General features: G+C 63.2%; 20 protein-coding genes. 16 read left to right on the top strand and 4 right to left on the bottom strand.

Annotated features, from left to right (window positions below):
• The first annotated feature begins 6 nt into the window (after positions 1–6).
• The 14 genes from cobO (at position 7) to B9A31_RS09795 (ending at position 11,232) form a co-directional block, all read left to right on the top strand.
• Positions 7–618, top strand: coding sequence for a cob(I)yrinic acid a,c-diamide adenosyltransferase (cobO, locus tag B9A31_RS09855; RefSeq protein ID WP_016715469.1), 612 nt, complete (start codon positions 7–9; stop codon positions 616–618).
• Positions 615–1,910 (top strand): cobyrinate a,c-diamide synthase, encoded by a 1,296-nt coding sequence (locus B9A31_RS09850; protein ID WP_019099294.1) that lies wholly within the window; start codon positions 615–617, stop codon positions 1,908–1,910. The genes cobO and B9A31_RS09850 overlap by 4 nt, the downstream gene beginning before the upstream one ends.
• Positions 1,907–2,557 (top strand): 5,6-dimethylbenzimidazole synthase, encoded by a 651-nt coding sequence (bluB, locus tag B9A31_RS09845; protein WP_084296914.1) that lies wholly within the window; start codon positions 1,907–1,909, stop codon positions 2,555–2,557. The genes B9A31_RS09850 and bluB overlap by 4 nt, the downstream gene beginning before the upstream one ends.
• Positions 2,554–3,462 (top strand): adenosylcobinamide-phosphate synthase CbiB, encoded by a 909-nt coding sequence (gene cbiB / locus B9A31_RS09840; RefSeq protein ID WP_016715472.1) that lies wholly within the window; start codon positions 2,554–2,556, stop codon positions 3,460–3,462. The genes bluB and cbiB overlap by 4 nt, the downstream gene beginning before the upstream one ends.
• Complete coding sequence (gene cobD, locus B9A31_RS09835) at positions 3,455–4,447, top strand: threonine-phosphate decarboxylase CobD (protein ID WP_019099293.1); 993 nt, start codon at positions 3,455–3,457, stop codon at positions 4,445–4,447. Before cbiB ends, cobD begins: the two co-directional genes overlap by 8 nt.
• Complete coding sequence (locus B9A31_RS09830; RefSeq protein ID WP_084296913.1) at positions 4,444–5,898, top strand: cobyric acid synthase; 1,455 nt, start codon at positions 4,444–4,446, stop codon at positions 5,896–5,898. Before cobD ends, B9A31_RS09830 begins: the two co-directional genes overlap by 4 nt.
• A gap of 1 nt (position 5,899) precedes the next feature.
• Positions 5,900–6,421, top strand: coding sequence for a bifunctional adenosylcobinamide kinase/adenosylcobinamide-phosphate guanylyltransferase (gene cobU / locus B9A31_RS09825; RefSeq protein ID WP_025754891.1), 522 nt, complete (start codon positions 5,900–5,902; stop codon positions 6,419–6,421).
• Positions 6,418–7,473, top strand: a complete 1,056-nt coding sequence (gene cobT / locus B9A31_RS09820; RefSeq protein WP_025754892.1) for a nicotinate-nucleotide--dimethylbenzimidazole phosphoribosyltransferase — start codon at positions 6,418–6,420, stop codon at positions 7,471–7,473. Before cobU ends, cobT begins: the two co-directional genes overlap by 4 nt.
• On the top strand, positions 7,470–8,036 hold the full coding sequence (locus tag B9A31_RS09815; RefSeq protein WP_019099291.1) for a histidine phosphatase family protein: 567 nt from the start codon (positions 7,470–7,472) through the stop codon (positions 8,034–8,036). Before cobT ends, B9A31_RS09815 begins: the two co-directional genes overlap by 4 nt.
• A gap of 1 nt (position 8,037) precedes the next feature.
• Entirely contained in the window at positions 8,038–8,772 is a 735-nt protein-coding gene (locus tag B9A31_RS09810; protein ID WP_025754894.1) for an adenosylcobinamide-GDP ribazoletransferase, read from the top strand.
• A 71-nt stretch (positions 8,773–8,843) separates the two neighbouring features.
• On the top strand, positions 8,844–9,248 hold the full coding sequence (locus B9A31_RS09805; RefSeq protein ID WP_016715479.1) for a MarR family winged helix-turn-helix transcriptional regulator: 405 nt from the start codon (positions 8,844–8,846) through the stop codon (positions 9,246–9,248).
• 64 nt (positions 9,249–9,312) lie between these two features.
• Positions 9,313–10,515, top strand: coding sequence for an MFS transporter (locus tag B9A31_RS09800; protein ID WP_084296912.1), 1,203 nt, complete (start codon positions 9,313–9,315; stop codon positions 10,513–10,515).
• The gene (locus B9A31_RS27455; RefSeq protein ID WP_016715481.1) at positions 10,512–10,634 is read left to right on the top strand and encodes a hypothetical protein; all 123 of its coding nucleotides are present in this window, start codon (positions 10,512–10,514) and stop codon (positions 10,632–10,634) included. The genes B9A31_RS09800 and B9A31_RS27455 overlap by 4 nt, the downstream gene beginning before the upstream one ends.
• A gap of 46 nt (positions 10,635–10,680) precedes the next feature.
• Positions 10,681–11,232 (top strand): glutathione peroxidase, encoded by a 552-nt coding sequence (locus B9A31_RS09795; protein WP_019099289.1) that lies wholly within the window; start codon positions 10,681–10,683, stop codon positions 11,230–11,232.
• A 505-nt stretch (positions 11,233–11,737) separates the two neighbouring features.
• On the opposite strand, the gene B9A31_RS09790 is transcribed toward B9A31_RS09795, so the two are convergent.
• On the bottom strand, positions 11,738–11,998 hold the full coding sequence (locus B9A31_RS09790; RefSeq protein ID WP_027615810.1) for a DUF2798 domain-containing protein: 261 nt from the start codon (positions 11,996–11,998) through the stop codon (positions 11,738–11,740).
• 113 nt (positions 11,999–12,111) lie between these two features.
• Here B9A31_RS09790 and B9A31_RS09785 point away from each other — a divergent pair, with 113 nt between their 5' ends.
• Positions 12,112–13,041 (top strand): LysR family transcriptional regulator, encoded by a 930-nt coding sequence (locus B9A31_RS09785; protein ID WP_019097076.1) that lies wholly within the window; start codon positions 12,112–12,114, stop codon positions 13,039–13,041.
• 42 nt (positions 13,042–13,083) lie between these two features.
• Here the strand turns inward: B9A31_RS09785 and B9A31_RS09780 are convergent, their stop codons facing one another.
• The 3 genes from B9A31_RS09780 to B9A31_RS09770 all read right to left on the bottom strand — a co-directional run bounded on the left by B9A31_RS09780 (position 13,084) and on the right by B9A31_RS09770 (position 15,453).
• Complete coding sequence (locus B9A31_RS09780) at positions 13,084–14,349, bottom strand: OmpP1/FadL family transporter (RefSeq protein WP_019097077.1); 1,266 nt, start codon at positions 14,347–14,349, stop codon at positions 13,084–13,086.
• A gap of 147 nt (positions 14,350–14,496) precedes the next feature.
• Positions 14,497–14,979 carry a hypothetical protein gene (locus B9A31_RS09775; RefSeq protein ID WP_019097078.1) on the bottom strand — a complete coding sequence of 161 codons (483 nt, stop codon included), beginning with the start codon at positions 14,977–14,979 and terminating at the stop codon, positions 14,497–14,499.
• A 249-nt stretch (positions 14,980–15,228) separates the two neighbouring features.
• Positions 15,229–15,453 (bottom strand): hypothetical protein, encoded by a 225-nt coding sequence (locus tag B9A31_RS09770; RefSeq protein WP_016715487.1) that lies wholly within the window; start codon positions 15,451–15,453, stop codon positions 15,229–15,231.
• A 948-nt stretch (positions 15,454–16,401) separates the two neighbouring features.
• Between B9A31_RS09770 and B9A31_RS09765 the strand changes: the two genes are divergently transcribed.
• On the top strand, positions 16,402–16,815 hold the full coding sequence (locus B9A31_RS09765) for a tetratricopeptide repeat protein (RefSeq protein ID WP_033693674.1): 414 nt from the start codon (positions 16,402–16,404) through the stop codon (positions 16,813–16,815).
• Positions 16,816–16,882 lie beyond the last annotated feature (67 nt).

Genomic DNA, 16,882 nt, shown 5'->3' with positions numbered 1-16,882 from the left:
ACCCTGATGAGCGAATCCACCGAACGTGACGAACGCCACCTGGCGCGCATGCAGCGCAAGAAGGCGGTCATCGACGAACGTATCGCCAATTCCCCCAACGAATGCGGCCTGTTGCTGGTGCTGACCGGCAATGGCAAGGGCAAGAGCAGCTCGGCCTTCGGCATGCTCGCGCGCGCGCTGGGCCATGGCATGCAGTGCGGTGTTGTGCAGTTCATCAAGGGCCGCAACAGCACCGGGGAAGAGCTGTTCTTCCGCCGCTTCCCTGAGCAGGTGCGCTACCACGTGATGGGGGAGGGCTTCACCTGGGAAACCCAGGACCGCCAGCGTGACATCGCCGCCGCCGAAGCCGCCTGGGCGGTGTCGCGCCAGCTGCTGCAAGACCCAGATGTGCAGTTTGTGGTGCTGGATGAGCTGAACATCGCCCTCAAGCACGGCTACCTCGACCTGGACCAGGTGCTTTCAGACATCCAGGCCCGCCCGCCGATGCAGCATGTGATTGTCACGGGTCGCGCGGCCAAGCCTGAAATGATCGAACTGGCCGATACCGTGACCGAGATGGGTATGCTCAAGCACGCCTTCCAGGCGGGCATTCGCGCACAGAAGGGCGTTGAACTGTGAGTCAATCGCGCCATTGCCCCGCCGTGTTGATCGCGGCACCAGCCTCTGGCCAGGGCAAGACTACCGTCACCGCCGCGCTGGCCCGCTTGCACCGTAACCTCGGGCGCAAGGTGCGCGTGTTCAAGTGTGGCCCGGATTTCCTTGACCCGATGATCCTGGAGCGCGCCAGCGGCGCGCCGGTGTACCAACTGGACCTGTGGATGATCGGTGCCGAAGAAAGCCGTCGCCTGCTGTGGGACGCCGCGGGCGAGGCCGACCTGATCCTGATCGAAGGGGTGATGGGGCTGTTTGATGGCACCCCGTCCAGCGCCGACCTGGCGCGCCACTTCGGCGTGCCGGTGCTGGCGGTGATCGACGGCACGGCCATGGCCCAGACGTTCGGCGCATTGGCCCTGGGCCTGGCGCGCTACCAGGCCGACTTGCCGTTTGCCGGGGTGTTGGCCAACCGGGTGGGCAGCCTGCGCCACGCGCAACTGCTGGAAGGTAGCCTGACCCAGGGCTTGCGCTGGTATGGCGGCTTGTCGCGCGAGCGCGGCATCGAGTTGCCCAGCCGCCATCTCGGGCTGGTTCAGGCCAGCGAGCTGAACGACCTGGATGCCCGCCTGGATGCCGCCGCCGAGGCGCTTGGCGCCAGCTGCGACGCAGCCTTGCCACCGCCGGTGAGCTTTGCCGAGCCCGAAACACAAGCGTGTGCTGCTTCGCTGGCAGGGGTGCGCATCGGCGTGGCACGCGACGAAGCGTTTGCCTTTACCTACGGGGCCAACCTCGATCTGCTGCGCAACCTCGGGGCGCAGCTGGAATTCTTCTCGCCGCTGCACGACCGCGAACTACCGGCGGTGGATAGCCTGTACCTGCCGGGCGGCTACCCCGAGCTGCATCACCATGCCCTGGCCGCCAATGCGCCGATGTGCGAGGCAATCCGCGCCCATCATGCTCAGGGCAAACCCTTGCTGGCCGAGTGCGGCGGCATGCTGTACCTGCTCGATGCCTTGACCGACGTGGCAGGCGAGCGTGCCGAACTGCTGGGCCTGCTGCGGGGCGAGGCGACCATGCAGAAGCGCCTGGCGGCCCTGGCGCTGCAGGCGGTAGAACTGCCGGAGGGCACCTTGCGTGGCCATACCTACCATCACTCGCTGACCAGCACCGAGCTGGAACCGATCGCCCGTGGCCTTAGCCCTAATGGCGGGCGTGGCAACGAAGCGGTGTATCGCTCGGGCCGGTTGACGGCCTCATACGTGCATTTCTACTTCCCCTCCAACCCGGATGCGTCGGCGGCGCTGTTGCGGCCATGAGCGAACATGCCTTCAGCGACGTCGAGCGCGCCGCGATCTACCGGGCCATTGGCGAGCGTCGCGACATGCGCCATTTTGCCGGTGGCCAGGTGGCGCCAGAGCTGCTTGCCCGTTTGCTGGCCGCCGCGCATCAGGCGCCCAGTGTCGGGCTGATGCAGCCGTGGCGCTTTATCCGCATTACCCGGCGTGACCTGCGTGGGGGCATCCAGGCCTTGGTGGAGGCGGAGCGGGTGCGCACCGCCGAGGCGTTGGGCGAGCGTTCCGATGCCTTCATGAAGCTGAAGGTTGAAGGCATCAACGACTGCGCCGAGCTGCTGGTGGCGGCCTTGATGGATAACCGGGAACCGCACATCTTCGGCCGCCGCACGCTGCCGGAAATGGACCTGGCCTCGCTGGCCTGTGCCATCCAGAACCTGTGGCTGGCTGCGCGTGGCGAAGGGCTGGGCATGGGCTGGGTGTCGCTGTTCGAGCCGCAGGCTTTGGCCGCTTTGCTGGGCATGCCTGCGGGCGCCAAACCGGTGGCGGTGCTGTGCCTGGGGCCGGTCACCGAGTTCTACCCGGTGCCGATGCTGGTGCAGGAAAACTGGGCCGAAGAGCGGCCCTTGAGCGAAATGCTTTACGAGAACCAATGGGGAGAGCGTCAATGAGCGTGGCCTTGCTGACCGTGGCCGGGGTAGCCCTGGACGCTTTGCTGGGCGAACCGCAGCGGCGTCACCCGTTGGTGGCTTTTGGCAACATGGCCAGTAACCTTGAGCGCCGCCTGAATGCCGGCGGGCGCGGCTGGCGCAGCCATGGGGTGAGTGCGTGGTTTCTGGCGGTGGTGCCGCTGACCCTGGTGGCGCTGGTCTTGTCGTGGCTGCCTTACATCGGCTGGCTGGTGGATGTGCTGGCGCTGTACTGCGCCGTGGGGCTGCGCAGCCTGGGTGAGCATGTGCTGCCGGTGGCCAACGCGTTGCGCCAAGGCAACCTTGAAGAGGCGCGTCGGCGCGTCGGCTACCTGGTCAGCCGCGAAACCCGCGAACTGGACGAGCCGGCAGTGGCCCGGGCGGCCACCGAGTCGGTGCTGGAGAACGGCAGCGATGCGGTGTTCGCCGCGCTGTTCTGGTTCGTGGTAGCTGGCGCGCCGGGTGTGGTGCTGTATCGCCTGAGCAACACGCTGGATGCCATGTGGGGCTACCGTAACGAGCGCTTCGAACGTTTCGGCTGGTGCGCGGCGCGTATCGACGACGTGCTCAACTACCTTCCCGCAAGGCTGGTGGCGCTGACTTATGCGCTGCTGGGCAAGACCCGCCTGGCCCTGGCCTGCTGGCGCAAGCAGGGCCCCCTGTGGGACAGCCCTAACGCCGGCCCGGTGATGGCTGCAGGTGCCGGTGCACTGGGCGTGGAGCTCGGTGGCCCGGCGGTGTACCACGGCGAGCTTCATGAGCGGCCGCGCCTGGGCGAGGGGCCAGTGGCCGATGCCGATGCCATCGAGCGTGGTTGGGCCCTGGTGCAGCGGGGGGTGTGGTTGTGGCTGTTGTTGATCTGCCTGGGGGCTTACATCAATGCTTGAACACGGTGGCCGCCTGCTGCGCGCAGTGCAGCAGTATGGCATTCCTCGCGAGCAGTGGCTCGACCTGTCCAGCGGCATCGCGCCCTGGCCATTCCCGATCCCACCGATTCCTATGGATGCGTGGGCGCGTCTACCGGAGGTCGAGGACGGCCTGGAAGACGCTGCACGCGCGTACTACGGTGCCAGCCAGCTGCTGCCGGTAGCGGGCTCTCAGGCCGCAATCCAGGCTTTGCCGCTGCTGCGCGCCGCAGGCCGGACAGGGGTGCTGACGCCATGTTATGCCGAACACCCGTACGCCTGGCAGCGGGCGGGACATCAGTTGGTTGAGCTGGACGAGGCACAGGTTGACGCAGCGCTCGATAGCCTCGACGTGCTGGTGCTGGTCAACCCCAACAACCCGACCGGGCGGCGGGTCCCGCGTGAGAAGCTGTTGGCTTGGCATGCGCGCCTGGCTGCGCGCGGTGGCTGGCTGCTGGTCGATGAAGCGTTCATGGACAACACCCCGGCAGACAGCGTGGTGGACTGCGCGGGTCGCGAGGGCCTGATCGTGCTGCGTTCATTCGGTAAATTCTTCGGTTTGGCCGGAGTGCGGCTGGGCTTCGTCGCCGCTGAGCGCAGCCTGCTGTTGCGTCTGGCCGAGTTGCTTGGCCCTTGGACCGTCAACGGCCCGACCCGGGTGCTGGCCCAGGCAAGCTTGGCCGACGAAGCTGCGCAGCGTTTGCAGACTGAACGTTGCGCTGCTGCCAGCAAGCGCCTTGCCACCTTGTTGGCTGGCACAGGCCTGGCGCCAAGCGGCGGTTGTGACTTGTTCCAGTACGTGCGCAGCGAGCGTGCCGCGCCGTTGCATGACTTTCTTGCCCGTCGCGGCATCCTGGTGCGCCTGTTCGAAAACCCTCCGGCCGTGCGCCTGGGGCTGCCCGAGAGTGCGGCCGACGAACAGCGCCTGGCCCAGGCGCTGACCGACTATCAAAAGGAATCGGCATGACCACCCTCATGGTGCAAGGCACCACCTCCGATGCCGGCAAGAGCACGCTGGTGACCGCATTGTGCCGCTGGCTGTTGCGCCAGGGCGTCGCTGTGGTGCCGTTCAAACCGCAGAACATGGCGCTGAACAGCGCGGTAACCGCCGACGGCGGCGAAATTGGCCGCGCTCAGGCAGTGCAGGCCCAGGCGTGCCGGCTGGCGCCGCATACCGACATGAACCCGGTACTGCTCAAGCCCAACAGCGACACCGGTGCCCAGGTGATCATTCATGGCCGTGCGGTCACCAGCATGAATGCGGTGGCCTACCACGACTACAAGGCCATCGCCATGCAGGCGGTGCTTGCTTCGCACCAGCGCCTGAGTGCCGCCTGGCCGGTGGTCATGGTCGAGGGCGCCGGGTCACCGGCAGAGATCAACCTGCGGGCCGGCGACATCGCCAACATGGGCTTTGCCGAAGCCGTCGATTGCCCGGTGATCCTGGTCGCCGACATCAACCGTGGCGGCGTGTTCGCGCACCTTGTCGGCACGCTGGAGCTGCTTTCGCCCAGTGAGCAGGCGCGGGTCAAGGGCTTTGTCATCAACCGCTTCCGTGGCGACATCGCCCTGTTGCAGCCGGGGCTGGACTGGCTGGAGCAACGCACCGGCAAGCCGGTGCTGGGCGTGTTGCCCTACGTCACCGATTTGCACCTGGAAGCCGAAGACGGCATCGATGTGCGCCAAGGCGCCAAAAGCGAGCGTGTGCTCAAGGTGATCGTGCCGGTACTGCCGCGCATCAGTAACCACACCGACTTCGACCCGCTGCGCCTGCACCCGCAGGTGGACCTGCAGTTCATTGGCCCGGGCCAGCCGATTCCGGCTGCCGACCTGATCATCCTGCCGGGCTCCAAGAGCGTGCGTGGCGACCTGGCGCAACTGCGCGAGCGCGGTTGGGACAAAGCCATCGAGCGGCACCTGCGCTACGGCGGCAAGCTGATCGGCATTTGTGGTGGCCTGCAGATGCTGGGCCGTGAAGTGCATGACCCGCTAGGCCTCGAGGGCCCTGCCGGATCGAGCCCGGGGCTTGGCCTGCTGGATTACGCCACGGTGCTTGAGGCCCAGAAGCAGTTGCGCAACGTTGCCGGGGTACTGAACCTTGAAGCGGCCCCGGTTGCCGGTTATGAGATTCACGCAGGCGTCACCACCGGCCCTGGTTTGGAACAGCCTGCCGCGCAACTGGCTGATGGTCGTTGTGATGGCGCGGTGAGCGATGATGGGCAGATCCTTGCCACCTACCTGCACGGCCTGTTCGAGGGCAGCCACTCGTGCGCCGCGCTGCTGCGCTGGGCCGGCCTGGAAGATGTCCAGACCATCGATTACGAAGCCCTGCGCGAGCGCGACATCGAGCGCCTGGCCGACCTGGTGGAAAAACACCTGGACACCACGCGCTTGCGCCAACTCTGTGGGGTAGCCTGACATGCGCAGCCTGATCCTCGGTGGCGCCCGCTCTGGCAAGAGCCGCCTCGCCGAACAGTTGGCCAGTGCCAGTGGCCTGCCGGTGACCTACATTGCCACCAGCCAGCCGCTGGACGGTGAAATGAACGAACGTGTGTTGCTGCACCGCCAACGCCGTCCGGACGACTGGGGGCTGATCGAAGAACCGCTGGCCCTGGCCGCTGTGCTGCGCGCCGAAGCGGCCGAAGGCCGTTGCCTGCTGGTGGACTGCCTGACCCTGTGGTTGACCAACCTGCTGATGCTTGAAAATGACCAGCGCCTGGCTGAGGAACGAGATGCCCTGCTGGTCTGCCTTGAGCAGTTGCCTGGCACCCTGATCCTGGTCAGTAACGAAACCGGCCTGGGCGTCGTGCCCATGGGCGAGCTGACCCGGCGTTATGTCGACCTGGCCGGCTGGCTTCACCAGGCCGTGGCCGAACGTTGTCAGCGCGTTGTGCTGACCGTGGCCGGCCTGCCCTTAATGCTTAAAGGACCTGCACTATGACACAAGCCTGGTGGCGTGATGCCTGCCAACCCCTCGATAACGCCGCCATGGACCAGGCCCGCGCCCGTCAGCAGCAACTGACCAAGCCTGCCGGTTCGCTTGGCCAGCTTGAAGGCCTGGCCATTCAGCTTGCCGGCCTGCAGGGGCGGGAAAGGCCGGTGCTGGATCAGGCCGCCATCACTGTTTTTGCCGGTGACCACGGGGTGGTCGAGGAGGGTATCTCAGCTTACCCGCAGGCGGTGACCGGGCAGATGCTGCGCAACTTCCTAGGGGGTGGTGCAGCGATCAGCGTGCTGGCGCGCGAGCTGCAGGCCAGCCTCGAAGTGGTCGACCTGGGCACCATCGACCCTGATCTGGCCTTGCCGGGCGTGCACCACTTGCGCCTTGGGGCCGGTACGGCCAACTTCGCTCGCCAGCCGGCAATGACTGAAGGCCAACTGCAAGCTGCTTTGCAGGCGGGCCGCGACAGCGCGCTGCGTGCTGCCGAACGGGGTGCGCAGCTGTTCATCGGTGGCGAGATGGGGATAGGCAACACCACAGCCGCCGCCGCCTTGGCCAGCGTCCTGCTGGGCTGCCCGCCTGCTGAACTGAGCGGCCCGGGCACGGGCCTGGACAGCGCGGGTGTGAGGCACAAGGCCGAAGTCATTGAGCACGCCCTGCGCTTGCACAAGTTGCAGGCTGCGGACCCGCTGCAAGCCTTGGGTTGCGTCGGTGGCTTTGAGATCGCTGCGTTGGCGGGCGCCTACATCGCTTGTGCGCAGGCGGGTATCGCCGTACTGGTCGACGGCTTCATCTGTAGCGTTGCCGCGCTGGCGGCGGTGCGCCTTAATCCGCAGTGCCGGGCGTGGTTGCTGTTCGCTCACCAAGGGGCGGAACCCGGGCACAAAGCATTGCTCGAGGCCTTGCAGGCCGAACCGCTCCTGGCGCTGGGCCTTCGTTTGGGTGAGGGCAGTGGTGCTGCGCTCGCCGTGCCGCTGCTGCGCCTCGCCTGCGCGCTGCACGGGCAGATGGCGACGTTCGCCGAAGCTGCGGTGGCGGACCGCCCGGCATGATCCTCGACTTGTTGCGCCATGGCGAAACCGAACAGGGCGGCCTGCGCGGCAGCCTTGACGATGCGTTGACTGACAAGGGCTGGGCGCAGATGCGTGGTGCCGTGGCCGAGGCAGGGCCCTGGGAGGTGCTGGTCAGCTCGCCGCTGCAGCGCTGCGCCCGCTTTGCCGATGAACTGGGGGCGCAGTTGAATTTGCCGGTGCAACGAGAACCCGGCCTTCAGGAGCTGCATTTTGGCGACTGGGAGGGCCGAAGCGCTGCGCAGATCATGGAAGACCAGGCGGATGCTCTGGGTCGGTTCTGGGAGAACCCTTACGCCTTTACGCCACCCAATGGCGAGCCAGTCGAGGCGTTTGCCGAACGTGTGCTGGCTGCTGTCGAGCGGCTGGGCCGTCAACATGCTGGCAAGCGCGTGCTGCTGGTCACCCATGGCGGTGTGATGCGGCTATTGCTGGCCCGAGCCCGTGGCTTGCCGAGGGCGCAGCTGCTGCAGGTTGAGGTGGGGCATGGTGCGCTGGTGCGGCTGGTACCGGGTGTCGATGGCCAGTGGGTCGAGGCGTGCTGAAATGTTGCCATTCTGGATTGCCTTGCAGTTTCTCAGCAGCCTGCCCGTAAGCCTGCCTGGCATGCCGGCACCACGTGAAATGGGGCGTTCGCTGCTGTTCTACCCGCTGGTCGGGTTGCTGTTCGGCTTACTGCTGTGGCTGGCTAGCCATCTGCTGCAAGGTACGCCAGCACCGCTGCATGCCGCTTTGCTTCTGACAGTGTGGGTGTTGCTCAGTGGTGCCTTGCACCTGGATGGCCTGGCCGACAGTGCTGATGCCTGGCTGGGTGGCTTCGGCGACCGTGAACGCACCTTGCAGATCATGAAAGACCCGCGCAGCGGGCCGATTGCCGTGGTCACCCTGGTATTGGTGCTGTTGCTGAAGTTCTGCGCCTTGTGGGTGCTGGTGGAGCAGGGCATCGGAGCGCAATTGCTGCTGGCGCCCTTGATTGGTCGGGCGGCAATGTTGGCCCTGTTCCTGGGTACCCCCTACGTGCGCTCGGGTGGCCTGGGCCAAGCCCTGGCCGATCATCTGCCGCGCCGTGAGGCCTATTGGGCTTTGCTGGGCAGCGCGGTCATGTGCCTGGTCGCAGGTGGCTGGGGCGCATGCTGGATACTGTTGCTGACAGTCGCTGTATTTGCAGGGTTGCGGCAACTGATGTGCCGGCGCCTTGGCGGGACCACCGGGGATACCGCTGGCGCGATGGTGGAGTTGCTTGAGCTTGCTGTGGTGCTGGGTTTGGCCGTGGGGCTCTGAGCGATCGGTTGCTGTTACCTCCAAGGCGAAATTTCTTGCAACACCTATGACGCGGGTATATACACGTATCCATGCTGCCCAGTGAATGCATCTGTACCCATCTACGTCGCGCTGCCCGTGGGGTGAGCCGACATTACGACGAAGCGCTTGCCGGCTTTGGGGTCAATGTCGCCCAGTTTTCCCTGTTACGCCATCTGCAGCGGCTTGATCGCCCTAGCATCACGACCCTGGCCGAAGCGATGGGCCTGGAGCGCAGCACCTTGGGCCGCAACCTGCGGGTGCTTGAGGCCGAGGGGCTGTTGGCCCTGGTGGATGGCGATGACCAACGCAATCGCGTGGTGCTGCTGACCGAAGCGGGTAAGCAGCTATTGTGTGACGCCCATCCCGCCTGGGAGCAGGCTCAAACGGAGCTGGTGGAGCGACTGGGGGCAGGGCAGCGGGATGAGCTGGTGCGTTTGCTGGGCCAACTGGCCTGAATCGATACGACTATAAGCGGGTATATACCCGCAAAAACCTTGCGATGTGCTGGAGATAACGACAATGACTTCGGTGTGGCGAACCAGCGGTTGGGTATTGGTGGGGGCGGCGTTGATCCTGGCGCTTTCCTTGGGTGTGCGACATGGCTTTGGCCTGTTCCTGGCGCCGATGAGCGCCGATTTTGGCTGGGGGCGTGAGGTGTTCGCCTTTGCCATCGCCTTGCAGAACCTGATCTGGGGGCTGGCCCAACCCTTCGCCGGAGCCTTGGCCGACCGCCTGGGTGCCGCGCGGGTGGTGATCATCGGTGGCATTCTCTATGCCGTCGGTTTGATCCTGATGGGCATGGCCGATTCGGCCTTGTCGTTGTCGCTCAGTGCCGGCTTGCTGATCGGCATCGGCCTGTCCGGCACGTCGTTCTCGGTCATCCTTGGCGTGGTCGGGCGTGCTGTGCCTGCCGAGAAGCGCAGTATGGCGATGGGGATTGCCAGCGCTGCCGGTTCGTTTGGCCAGTTCGCCATGCTGCCCGGTACCTTGGGTCTGATCCAGTGGTTGGGGTGGTCGGCGGCGTTGCTGGTGTTGGGCCTGATGGTGGCGTTTATCGTGCCCTTCGTCGGCCTGCTGCGCGACCGCCCGCTGCCCAGCCATGGCGCCGAACAGACCCTGGGCCAGGCACTGCGCGAGGCGTGCTCGCATTCCGGCTTCTGGTTGCTGGCGCTGGGCTTTTTCGTCTGCGGCTTCCAGGTGGTGTTCATTGGTGTGCACCTGCCGGCCTATCTGGTAGACCAGCACCTGGCTGCAACCACCGGTACCACGGTGCTGGCCTTGGTCGGCCTGTTCAATATCGTAGGTACTTTCACTGCTGGCTGGCTGGGTGGTCGCATGTCCAAGCCGCGTCTGCTGACCGGGCTTTACTTGCTACGTGCGGTGGTAATCCTGCTGTTCCTGTGGGCGCCGGTGAGCGAGTTCAGTGCTTACCTGTTCGGTATCGCCATGGGCCTGCTTTGGCTGTCCACAGTGCCGTTGACCAATGGCACCGTGGCGACGGTGTTCGGGGTGCGCAACCTGTCCATGCTCGGCGGTATCGTCTTCCTGTTCCACCAGCTTGGGGCCTTCCTCGGTGGCTGGTTGGGTGGGGTGGTGTATGACCGCACTGGCAGCTACGACCTGGTCTGGCAGATTTCCATCCTGCTCAGCCTGCTGGCTGCCGCCCTTAATTGGCCGGTGCGCGAGCGTCCGGTTGCCCGCTTGCAGGCCCAGGCCGCATGAACCGCTACCTGGCCCGTGGGCTGCTGGCCCTTGCTGCTTTGGCGCTGTTGGCGCTGGTGTGGTGGGGCTGGCATCAGGGGGGGATGGCATTGATGCAACTGGGCATGGGTGTTTGTTAGGCGCTACCCTGCAAGCTCAAGGATCGTCATGCGGGAGAAACGAATCATGCGTGCACATTGGTTGATGGTGCCGGTGCTGGCCCTGCTAGCCAGCACATCGAGCTGGGCTGCCGATTGCCCGGCCGTGTTGCAGGGTAGCCTGCCGGAATTGCGTGGGAAGGGTCAGGTCGACCTGTGCCAGCGCTTTGCCGGCAAACCGCTGGTGGTGGTCAACACCGCCAGCTATTGCGGTTTTGCGCCGCAGTTCGAGGGGCTTGAGGCGACGTACAAGGAGTATCACGAGCAAGGCCTGGAAATGCTGGGCGTGCCGTCCAATGACTTCAAGCAGGAAGATGCCGACAGTGAGAAGACCGCCAAGGTTTGCTATGCCAACTACGGTGTCACCTTCACCATGACCAAGACGCAGCCGGTACGGGGTAAGGATGCGATACCACTGTTCGCTGAATTGGCCAGCCAGAGCAGTGCGCCGAAGTGGAATTTCTACAAATACGTGGTGGACCGTAAGGGTAAGGTGATTGGGAATTTCTCCAGCCTGACCAAACCGGATGACCCGGCGTTCAGGGCTGCTATCGAAAAGGCCATCGCTTCGCAGCAGTGAGGCGGTTTTCTGACTGTGTTTGATGCTGAGGACTGATAGCGAAAAGCGAAAAGCGAAAAGCGAAAAGCGAAAAGCGAAAAGCGAAAAGCGAAAAGCGAAAAGCAAAAAAGTGCTGGTTCTTATGTGGCGCAAAGTCCATTTGCTTTGGCGACGCCGACTCACCTTTTCGCCCTTACGGCGAGTCACTTTTTGTCAAACGCGACAAAAAGTAACCAAAAAACGCTGCGCTCCCATCATCCGGCCCCTACGCTGCGCTCCGGGGTTCCCTCACTCCGGCCTTGCTCCCGGGAGGACCGCGCTGCAGGCCCCATCCTGGGGCCCAGCGCTTGACGGGCATCCATGCCCGTCACCTCACTCCGCAAGGCCTGCGTTCGGCCTCCTGAAGTCGCGAAGATCAAGATCAAGATCAAGATCAAGATCAAGATCAAGATCAAGATCAAGAACGAGAGCGAGAGCGAGAGCGAGAGCGGGAGCGGGAGCGGGAGATGCGTCCGCTGTTGTTACTTCAGTTCGCATGCACCGTCATCGCCACCAGCCGCACCACCACCGGCCTGACCATCAACACACAGACAAACGCCACCGGCATTGCCAATTGATAGGCCTTCAGCACATTGCTGAGGTACTCCGGGTTAACCCCGGCATTGGCCGCTGTGATCACGAAGCACATCAGCAGTGCCATGATCGACGACATGTAAAAGGCAAAAACGTAAGGTGTGGCGCCCGGGCGTAACTTGCGTCGGCTGCGCGACTGGGACAGGTTCCTCATGCGAACTCCTGAAACGTGAGTGGAGGCGCAGGTTAGCAACGCATCCTCCTGCACCTGTAGACCCGCAGGATTGAGTTCTTTATAAAGAGATTCTTACGAATCCAAGGGCTCAAATGGACCTGCTCAACGCCATCCGCAGTTTCATCAAGGTTGTCGAAGCCGGCAGCATTGCCGCTGGCGCCCGCAGTCTGGGGCTCAGCCCGGCCGCGGTCAGCCAGAACCTGGCTCGGCTAGAGGGCCACTTGCAGGTGCGACTGCTCAGCCGTACCACACGCAGCATGGCTGTGACCCCCGCTGGCGCCCAGTATTACGAGCGTGTGAAGCATATCGAGCGTGACCTGGCGCTGGCCGAACAGGCGGTCACCACCCCCGACAGCGAACCCCAGGGGCGGTTATGTATTGCCTCGACTTCAGCGTTCGGTCGTCACGTGCTGGCGCCGCTGATACCTGCCTTCAGTGCCCGCTACCCATTGCTTTCGATAGAGTTGGTAACGACTGATCGCCGAGTGAACCATGCCCGAGAAGACGTCGACGTGAGCCTGCGTATTGCCCCTCAGCTGGAAGACCAGCTAATGGCCCGGCACATTGCCCGTATCCCGTTCATCTGCTGCGCCTCACCCGGTTACCTGCAAAGCGCCGGCGTACCCGCCACGCCTGAGGCCCTGCGCGACCACCGCTGCCTGGTGTTTCGCTATCCGGTGGATGGGCGCTTTCTGCGTTGGGGCTTCATGCGCGACGGCCTGCGCTTCGAGGCGGAATTCGGCAGCGTATTGATCAGCGATGACATCGATGCCCTGACCCAGATGGCCCTGCACGATGGTGGCATCACCCGCCTGGCCGAGTTCATCGTGCGGCCACACCTGGCCTCCGGTGCGCTGGTGCCCTTGTTCGAATACAGCGACCGCGGGCAAGCCTACGCCCAGACCGAGCCGATGGATATCTACCTGTGCCTGGCCGACCGTTTTGCCATGACCACCAAGGTACGCGTGTTCATGGATTATCTGCGCGAGTGCCTGGGTGACAGTTGGCAGGTGCAGGCATGAAAAAACCGCCACGGGGGCGGTTTTTTGTGTGGCGGGTACGAATCAGAAGCGGTAGGTGAGCGAAGCACCGATACCGTGGGCGCTGTTTTCGTACTTGGCCTGGTAGCTGCCTTTGGTTGCGCTTACCTGATTGACCTTGGTGTCTTCTTCCCACAGATAGGAATAGGCCACGTCGATGGTCATGTCGTCGTTCGGGCTCCAGCCGGCACCCAGGCTGAACACTTTGCGGTCGCCGGTCGGGATGCGTGGCGAGCGGTCGTGGTTGTTGGTCGGCGACTGGTCGACGGTGAAGCCGGTACGCAGTACCCACTCCTTGTTGACCTTGTACGACGCACCAATCGCGTGGGCCCAGGTGTCATGCCAGTTCTGTTCTTCGGTGATGGTCTGGAACGCCGAACCTGCCAGTGGGGCCGGCACATCGTTCTGCACGGTGATGTCTTTCAGGCGGCTCCAGCGGGTCCAGGTGCTACCTGCGTACAGGGTCCACTGGTCGTCCAGCTCATGGGTAACCGAAAGGTCGACAGACTCGGGCGTCTTGATCTTCAGGCTGGCGTCGAACTTGTTGCCGTTGAATGGCCCGATCAGCGGCGTGCTGACGCGGGTCTTGCCTTCGAGCTTGTAGTCGACCATCGAGTGGTAGGTAAGGCCGACACGGGTGCGGTCGGTGGCTTGTACCAGGATACCGATGTTGTAGCCAACGGCGGTATCGTCGCCCTTGATCTTCACTTCGCCATCGTTACGGCCAGGCGTGAACGGGTTGATCAGGTTTGAGCCCAGCTCACCCTTGATGCGGTTAATGGTCGGGCCGAAGCCGATCGAGACCTTGTCGTTGAAGGCATAGCTGACAGTCGGCTGGAAGGTGACAACCTCGACGTGGCTCTTCTTGCCCCAGTAGCGTGCGGCGTCATCGCTGCCGTAGTCGGTTACCAGGCCGAATGGTACGTAGACGCCGAAACCGACGCTCCAGTGGTCGTCGATCGGCTTGACGTAGTAACCCATCGGTACGCCAACCAAAGGCACCATGTCACCATCGGTTTCCCCCCCGAGGTTGCTGCCCCGGCCCGAGATGTCGGACTTGGCGATGACGGCAGCGCCGCCCACGGTGAATTGTTCGCGTTTGAGGCGGGACATGCCTGCCGGGTTGCCAAACACGGTGCTGGCATCTTCGGCAGAAGAGGAACGTCCCGCGAAACCTGTCCCCATGCTGCTGATGCTCTGTTCGTTGAGCGCGAAGCCGCTGGCGAGCAGTTGGCTGGAAGCAAGAGCAACGGCTACGCCGAGGGAGGTTTTGAGCATGACTTTTTTCATTATTAGAAAACTCCTTGGGATCTCCGGGGCGAAAAGCTACCAACAAATCACGCGCTGCGCTATAGCCTCAATCGCAGGAGTTAGAGCGGTTTTGTAGGACAATCCGACCAAAATTCCCTTTTTTCCGGTATTTTTGTAGGACGCGTCTCAAGATGCCTGTGGCAAGCTCCGATCTATGCAGGTATGCCAGGCGTGAGTGAAGTCGCGCAGGCGACCTTGGGGGTTGAAAATCTGTCGCCAGATGCGCGCCAGTGCCAGTAAATCGTCGGCAGCTGGCAGCGGCGTGGCCTGTTCTTCGACGAGCATCCAGGCAATGGCGGTGGAGTAGCGCAGGTTGACGGTGAGCTCCAGGTGCGGCCCGCCAAGGAAGGCGTGCTGGCTGGCCAGGCCGCGGACCAGACTGGCCAGGTCGGGATCACGGGCCAGGTAGTCGTCCCAGAGTGCCTGATGGCGGTGTTCGCCAATGCGGTAAAGGCCGTGCCCACGTCGGTCGTGCAACGCTGACCCGAGTGCCGATTGGCTGGCGGCGATGCCCAGCAACAAGGCCTCGGCGCTGGCGCAGTGACGGTTCAGGTAGACCAGGGTGGGTCGGATCACATACTGACACAATTCATTCGCCGCGATACCCATGATGCCCTCGAGCAGATAAGGGCCGGACGGGCGCTGGAGCTTGGCAGCTGGTGAATGATCAGGCCCGCCGGAAGCGGCAAGGACCGCTCGAGTTGAAGTGTAGTGTGATAATCGTGGTGTAAAGGGCTGTTTTTAAATCGTTTGCTGCCTGACGTACCGGGCTATATGCCCTCAGGCAATTACGCCGGGTACGTTCAGGCAGACTGGCGATGGGGTGATTCAGCGCTTGAATACTGCAGTATTCGCGGCTCACGCGGTAAGCGATTGGCGAGTACGGGCGATGACCGCCTGCAGCGGCTCGCTACGGCTGTACTGTTCAGGGTACAGGCGCTCGGTGTGGCAAGCGACGCCGTGTTCGTCTACCAGGGTGAAGCTGAAGCTGCCCTTGCGAGGGGCAACGATAAGGCACTTCAACGGCGAGAAGGCCTGGGAGAGGGTGCCAATGGCAGCCTGAATTTGATGATGGGTATGCATATTGTTGGAGGTTCCTGCTTTAAACACGGGGATTATGATCCGTGCATGATAGAAACGTTCCAGTGACGCCTTTATTAAGGGACGAACGAACCTGACTGGAACAGGGCAGCCAGAGGGAGCGCAATCAAAGGTGGGCGCTTGGGCTGACTGGTAGGTACTTCGGAAGGCAGGCAGCACGCCGGGGCCAAGGTTCTAGGCCGTCGGGGTGGAATCCTGATCAATCTGTCACGTGATTCGTGCTTGAGCAGCCTGAGGCTGGCGAGGGAATCATCGATTAGGCCGGTCCTGCTTTCAGCAGCGCCACTCTTGGGAGGAGGGGTTGCAAGGACGCTTGCGGCCAGAATTGACTTTCAGCTTGGTACTAACGAGGCGCACCTTACTGGAAATGCAGGCGCTTGGCAAGCACTACGTTCGTTCGGGTTAGCCGCGCAGTATGGCGTGTATTGGCATTGCTGTGAAGAGGGGGCAAATGGACCGTATCCAGGTTGATGTGCCCATTTCGTGCACTCGAATGGCGGTTTATGGTGCACTTGTTCACATTCGGGGCAACGGTTGTAACAGCCCGGCAACACGCATCGACAGCCTCGCCAATGCCTTGACTGCGCGGTTAAGTCAATGAAAAAAAACACTATTTTTAGCTGGTGAAAAAATCGTCAGTTTGACGCAAAGCCCCAATCCACGGGGCTTTGCGGGGTGTGTGAGAGGGTTGTCCACCGAGTTATCCACAGGAACTGTGGATTGTCCCGAGCGCTTGCTCTAGGACGGGCGTGCTAGCAAAGCAGTGAACTGTCCGACAATCGACATGCCTCGACAGACCGATTGGTCATCCCCTCGAAAACGTCAAGAAAAGATCATTTAAATTTTTTTCAATTCTCCAGAAATCGACAGGCCGCGGCGGAAAAAAAAGAGTAGAGTGGCGCGCCTTTCGAGTTGCCAAACCTGTTACTCATGAAGTTCCGTAGCAAACACCTCGCCAGCCCTGCGCCATCGACGCCTCCCCCCAAACGCTTTTCACTGAAAGTTGCCTTGTGGTTGCTCGACAGCCCGCGCCTGGGTGACAAGCCCCAGGTCAAGCACTTGGCTGGGCGCCTGTTGAAACAGCCGGCGCGCCAAGGCGTTGTGGTCGCACAAAGCCGCCTGGGGCAGATGCTGTGCCGTGATTGCGGCAATGCCCGTGACCGGCGGATTGGCCATGAACTGCTGCGTCAGGCCGCCCGCGCCGGTGATCGGCGGGCGCAACTGGAATATGCACGGTTGTGCCAGCACACGGAGCCTGAGCAGGCACGGTACTGGCTGGAGCTGGCGGCGGGGCAGGGGTCGCAGGAAGCGCGGCGGTTGCTGCGCCAGTGGTTCTCGGGCTGAGCACTCGGGCTGCAACAGGCAACACGCCCGCCGGGCTGATAAGCTGCGCATCAATCATCCAGGATCG

It is taken from the genome of Pseudomonas sp. URIL14HWK12:I5 (genome assembly GCF_900176445.1).
In the GTDB taxonomy this organism is placed as follows: domain Bacteria; phylum Pseudomonadota; class Gammaproteobacteria; order Pseudomonadales; family Pseudomonadaceae; genus Aquipseudomonas; species Aquipseudomonas monteilii.
Note: the sequence above shows the minus strand (reverse complement) of the source record. Positions and strands in the feature narration are given on the sequence as shown.

Coding starts and splice junctions, on each gene's coding strand:
- B9A31_RS09780 (WP_019097077.1), bottom strand. CDS start 14,349: ATGAAAAAAGTCATGCTCAAAACCTCCCTCGGCGTAGCCGTTGCTCTT.
- B9A31_RS09815 (WP_019099291.1), top strand. CDS start 7,470: ATGATCCTCGACTTGTTGCGCCATGGCGAAACCGAACAGGGCGGCCTG.
- cobU (WP_025754891.1), top strand. CDS start 5,900: ATGCGCAGCCTGATCCTCGGTGGCGCCCGCTCTGGCAAGAGCCGCCTC.
- B9A31_RS27455 (WP_016715481.1), top strand. CDS start 10,512: ATGAACCGCTACCTGGCCCGTGGGCTGCTGGCCCTTGCTGCTTTGGCG.
- B9A31_RS09775 (WP_019097078.1), bottom strand. CDS start 14,979: ATGGGTATCGCGGCGAATGAATTGTGTCAGTATGTGATCCGACCCACC.
- B9A31_RS09800 (WP_084296912.1), top strand. CDS start 9,313: ATGACTTCGGTGTGGCGAACCAGCGGTTGGGTATTGGTGGGGGCGGCG.
- cobD (WP_019099293.1), top strand. CDS start 3,455: ATGCTTGAACACGGTGGCCGCCTGCTGCGCGCAGTGCAGCAGTATGGC.
- B9A31_RS09770 (WP_016715487.1), bottom strand. CDS start 15,453: ATGCATACCCATCATCAAATTCAGGCTGCCATTGGCACCCTCTCCCAG.
- B9A31_RS09805 (WP_016715479.1), top strand. CDS start 8,844: ATGCTGCCCAGTGAATGCATCTGTACCCATCTACGTCGCGCTGCCCGT.
- B9A31_RS09830 (WP_084296913.1), top strand. CDS start 4,444: ATGACCACCCTCATGGTGCAAGGCACCACCTCCGATGCCGGCAAGAGC.
- B9A31_RS09810 (WP_025754894.1), top strand. CDS start 8,038: ATGTTGCCATTCTGGATTGCCTTGCAGTTTCTCAGCAGCCTGCCCGTA.
- bluB (WP_084296914.1), top strand. CDS start 1,907: ATGAGCGAACATGCCTTCAGCGACGTCGAGCGCGCCGCGATCTACCGG.
- cobT (WP_025754892.1), top strand. CDS start 6,418: ATGACACAAGCCTGGTGGCGTGATGCCTGCCAACCCCTCGATAACGCC.
- cbiB (WP_016715472.1), top strand. CDS start 2,554: ATGAGCGTGGCCTTGCTGACCGTGGCCGGGGTAGCCCTGGACGCTTTG.
- cobO (WP_016715469.1), top strand. CDS start 7: ATGAGCGAATCCACCGAACGTGACGAACGCCACCTGGCGCGCATGCAG.
- B9A31_RS09765 (WP_033693674.1), top strand. CDS start 16,402: ATGAAGTTCCGTAGCAAACACCTCGCCAGCCCTGCGCCATCGACGCCT.
- B9A31_RS09785 (WP_019097076.1), top strand. CDS start 12,112: ATGGACCTGCTCAACGCCATCCGCAGTTTCATCAAGGTTGTCGAAGCC.
- B9A31_RS09795 (WP_019099289.1), top strand. CDS start 10,681: ATGCGTGCACATTGGTTGATGGTGCCGGTGCTGGCCCTGCTAGCCAGC.
- B9A31_RS09790 (WP_027615810.1), bottom strand. CDS start 11,998: ATGAGGAACCTGTCCCAGTCGCGCAGCCGACGCAAGTTACGCCCGGGC.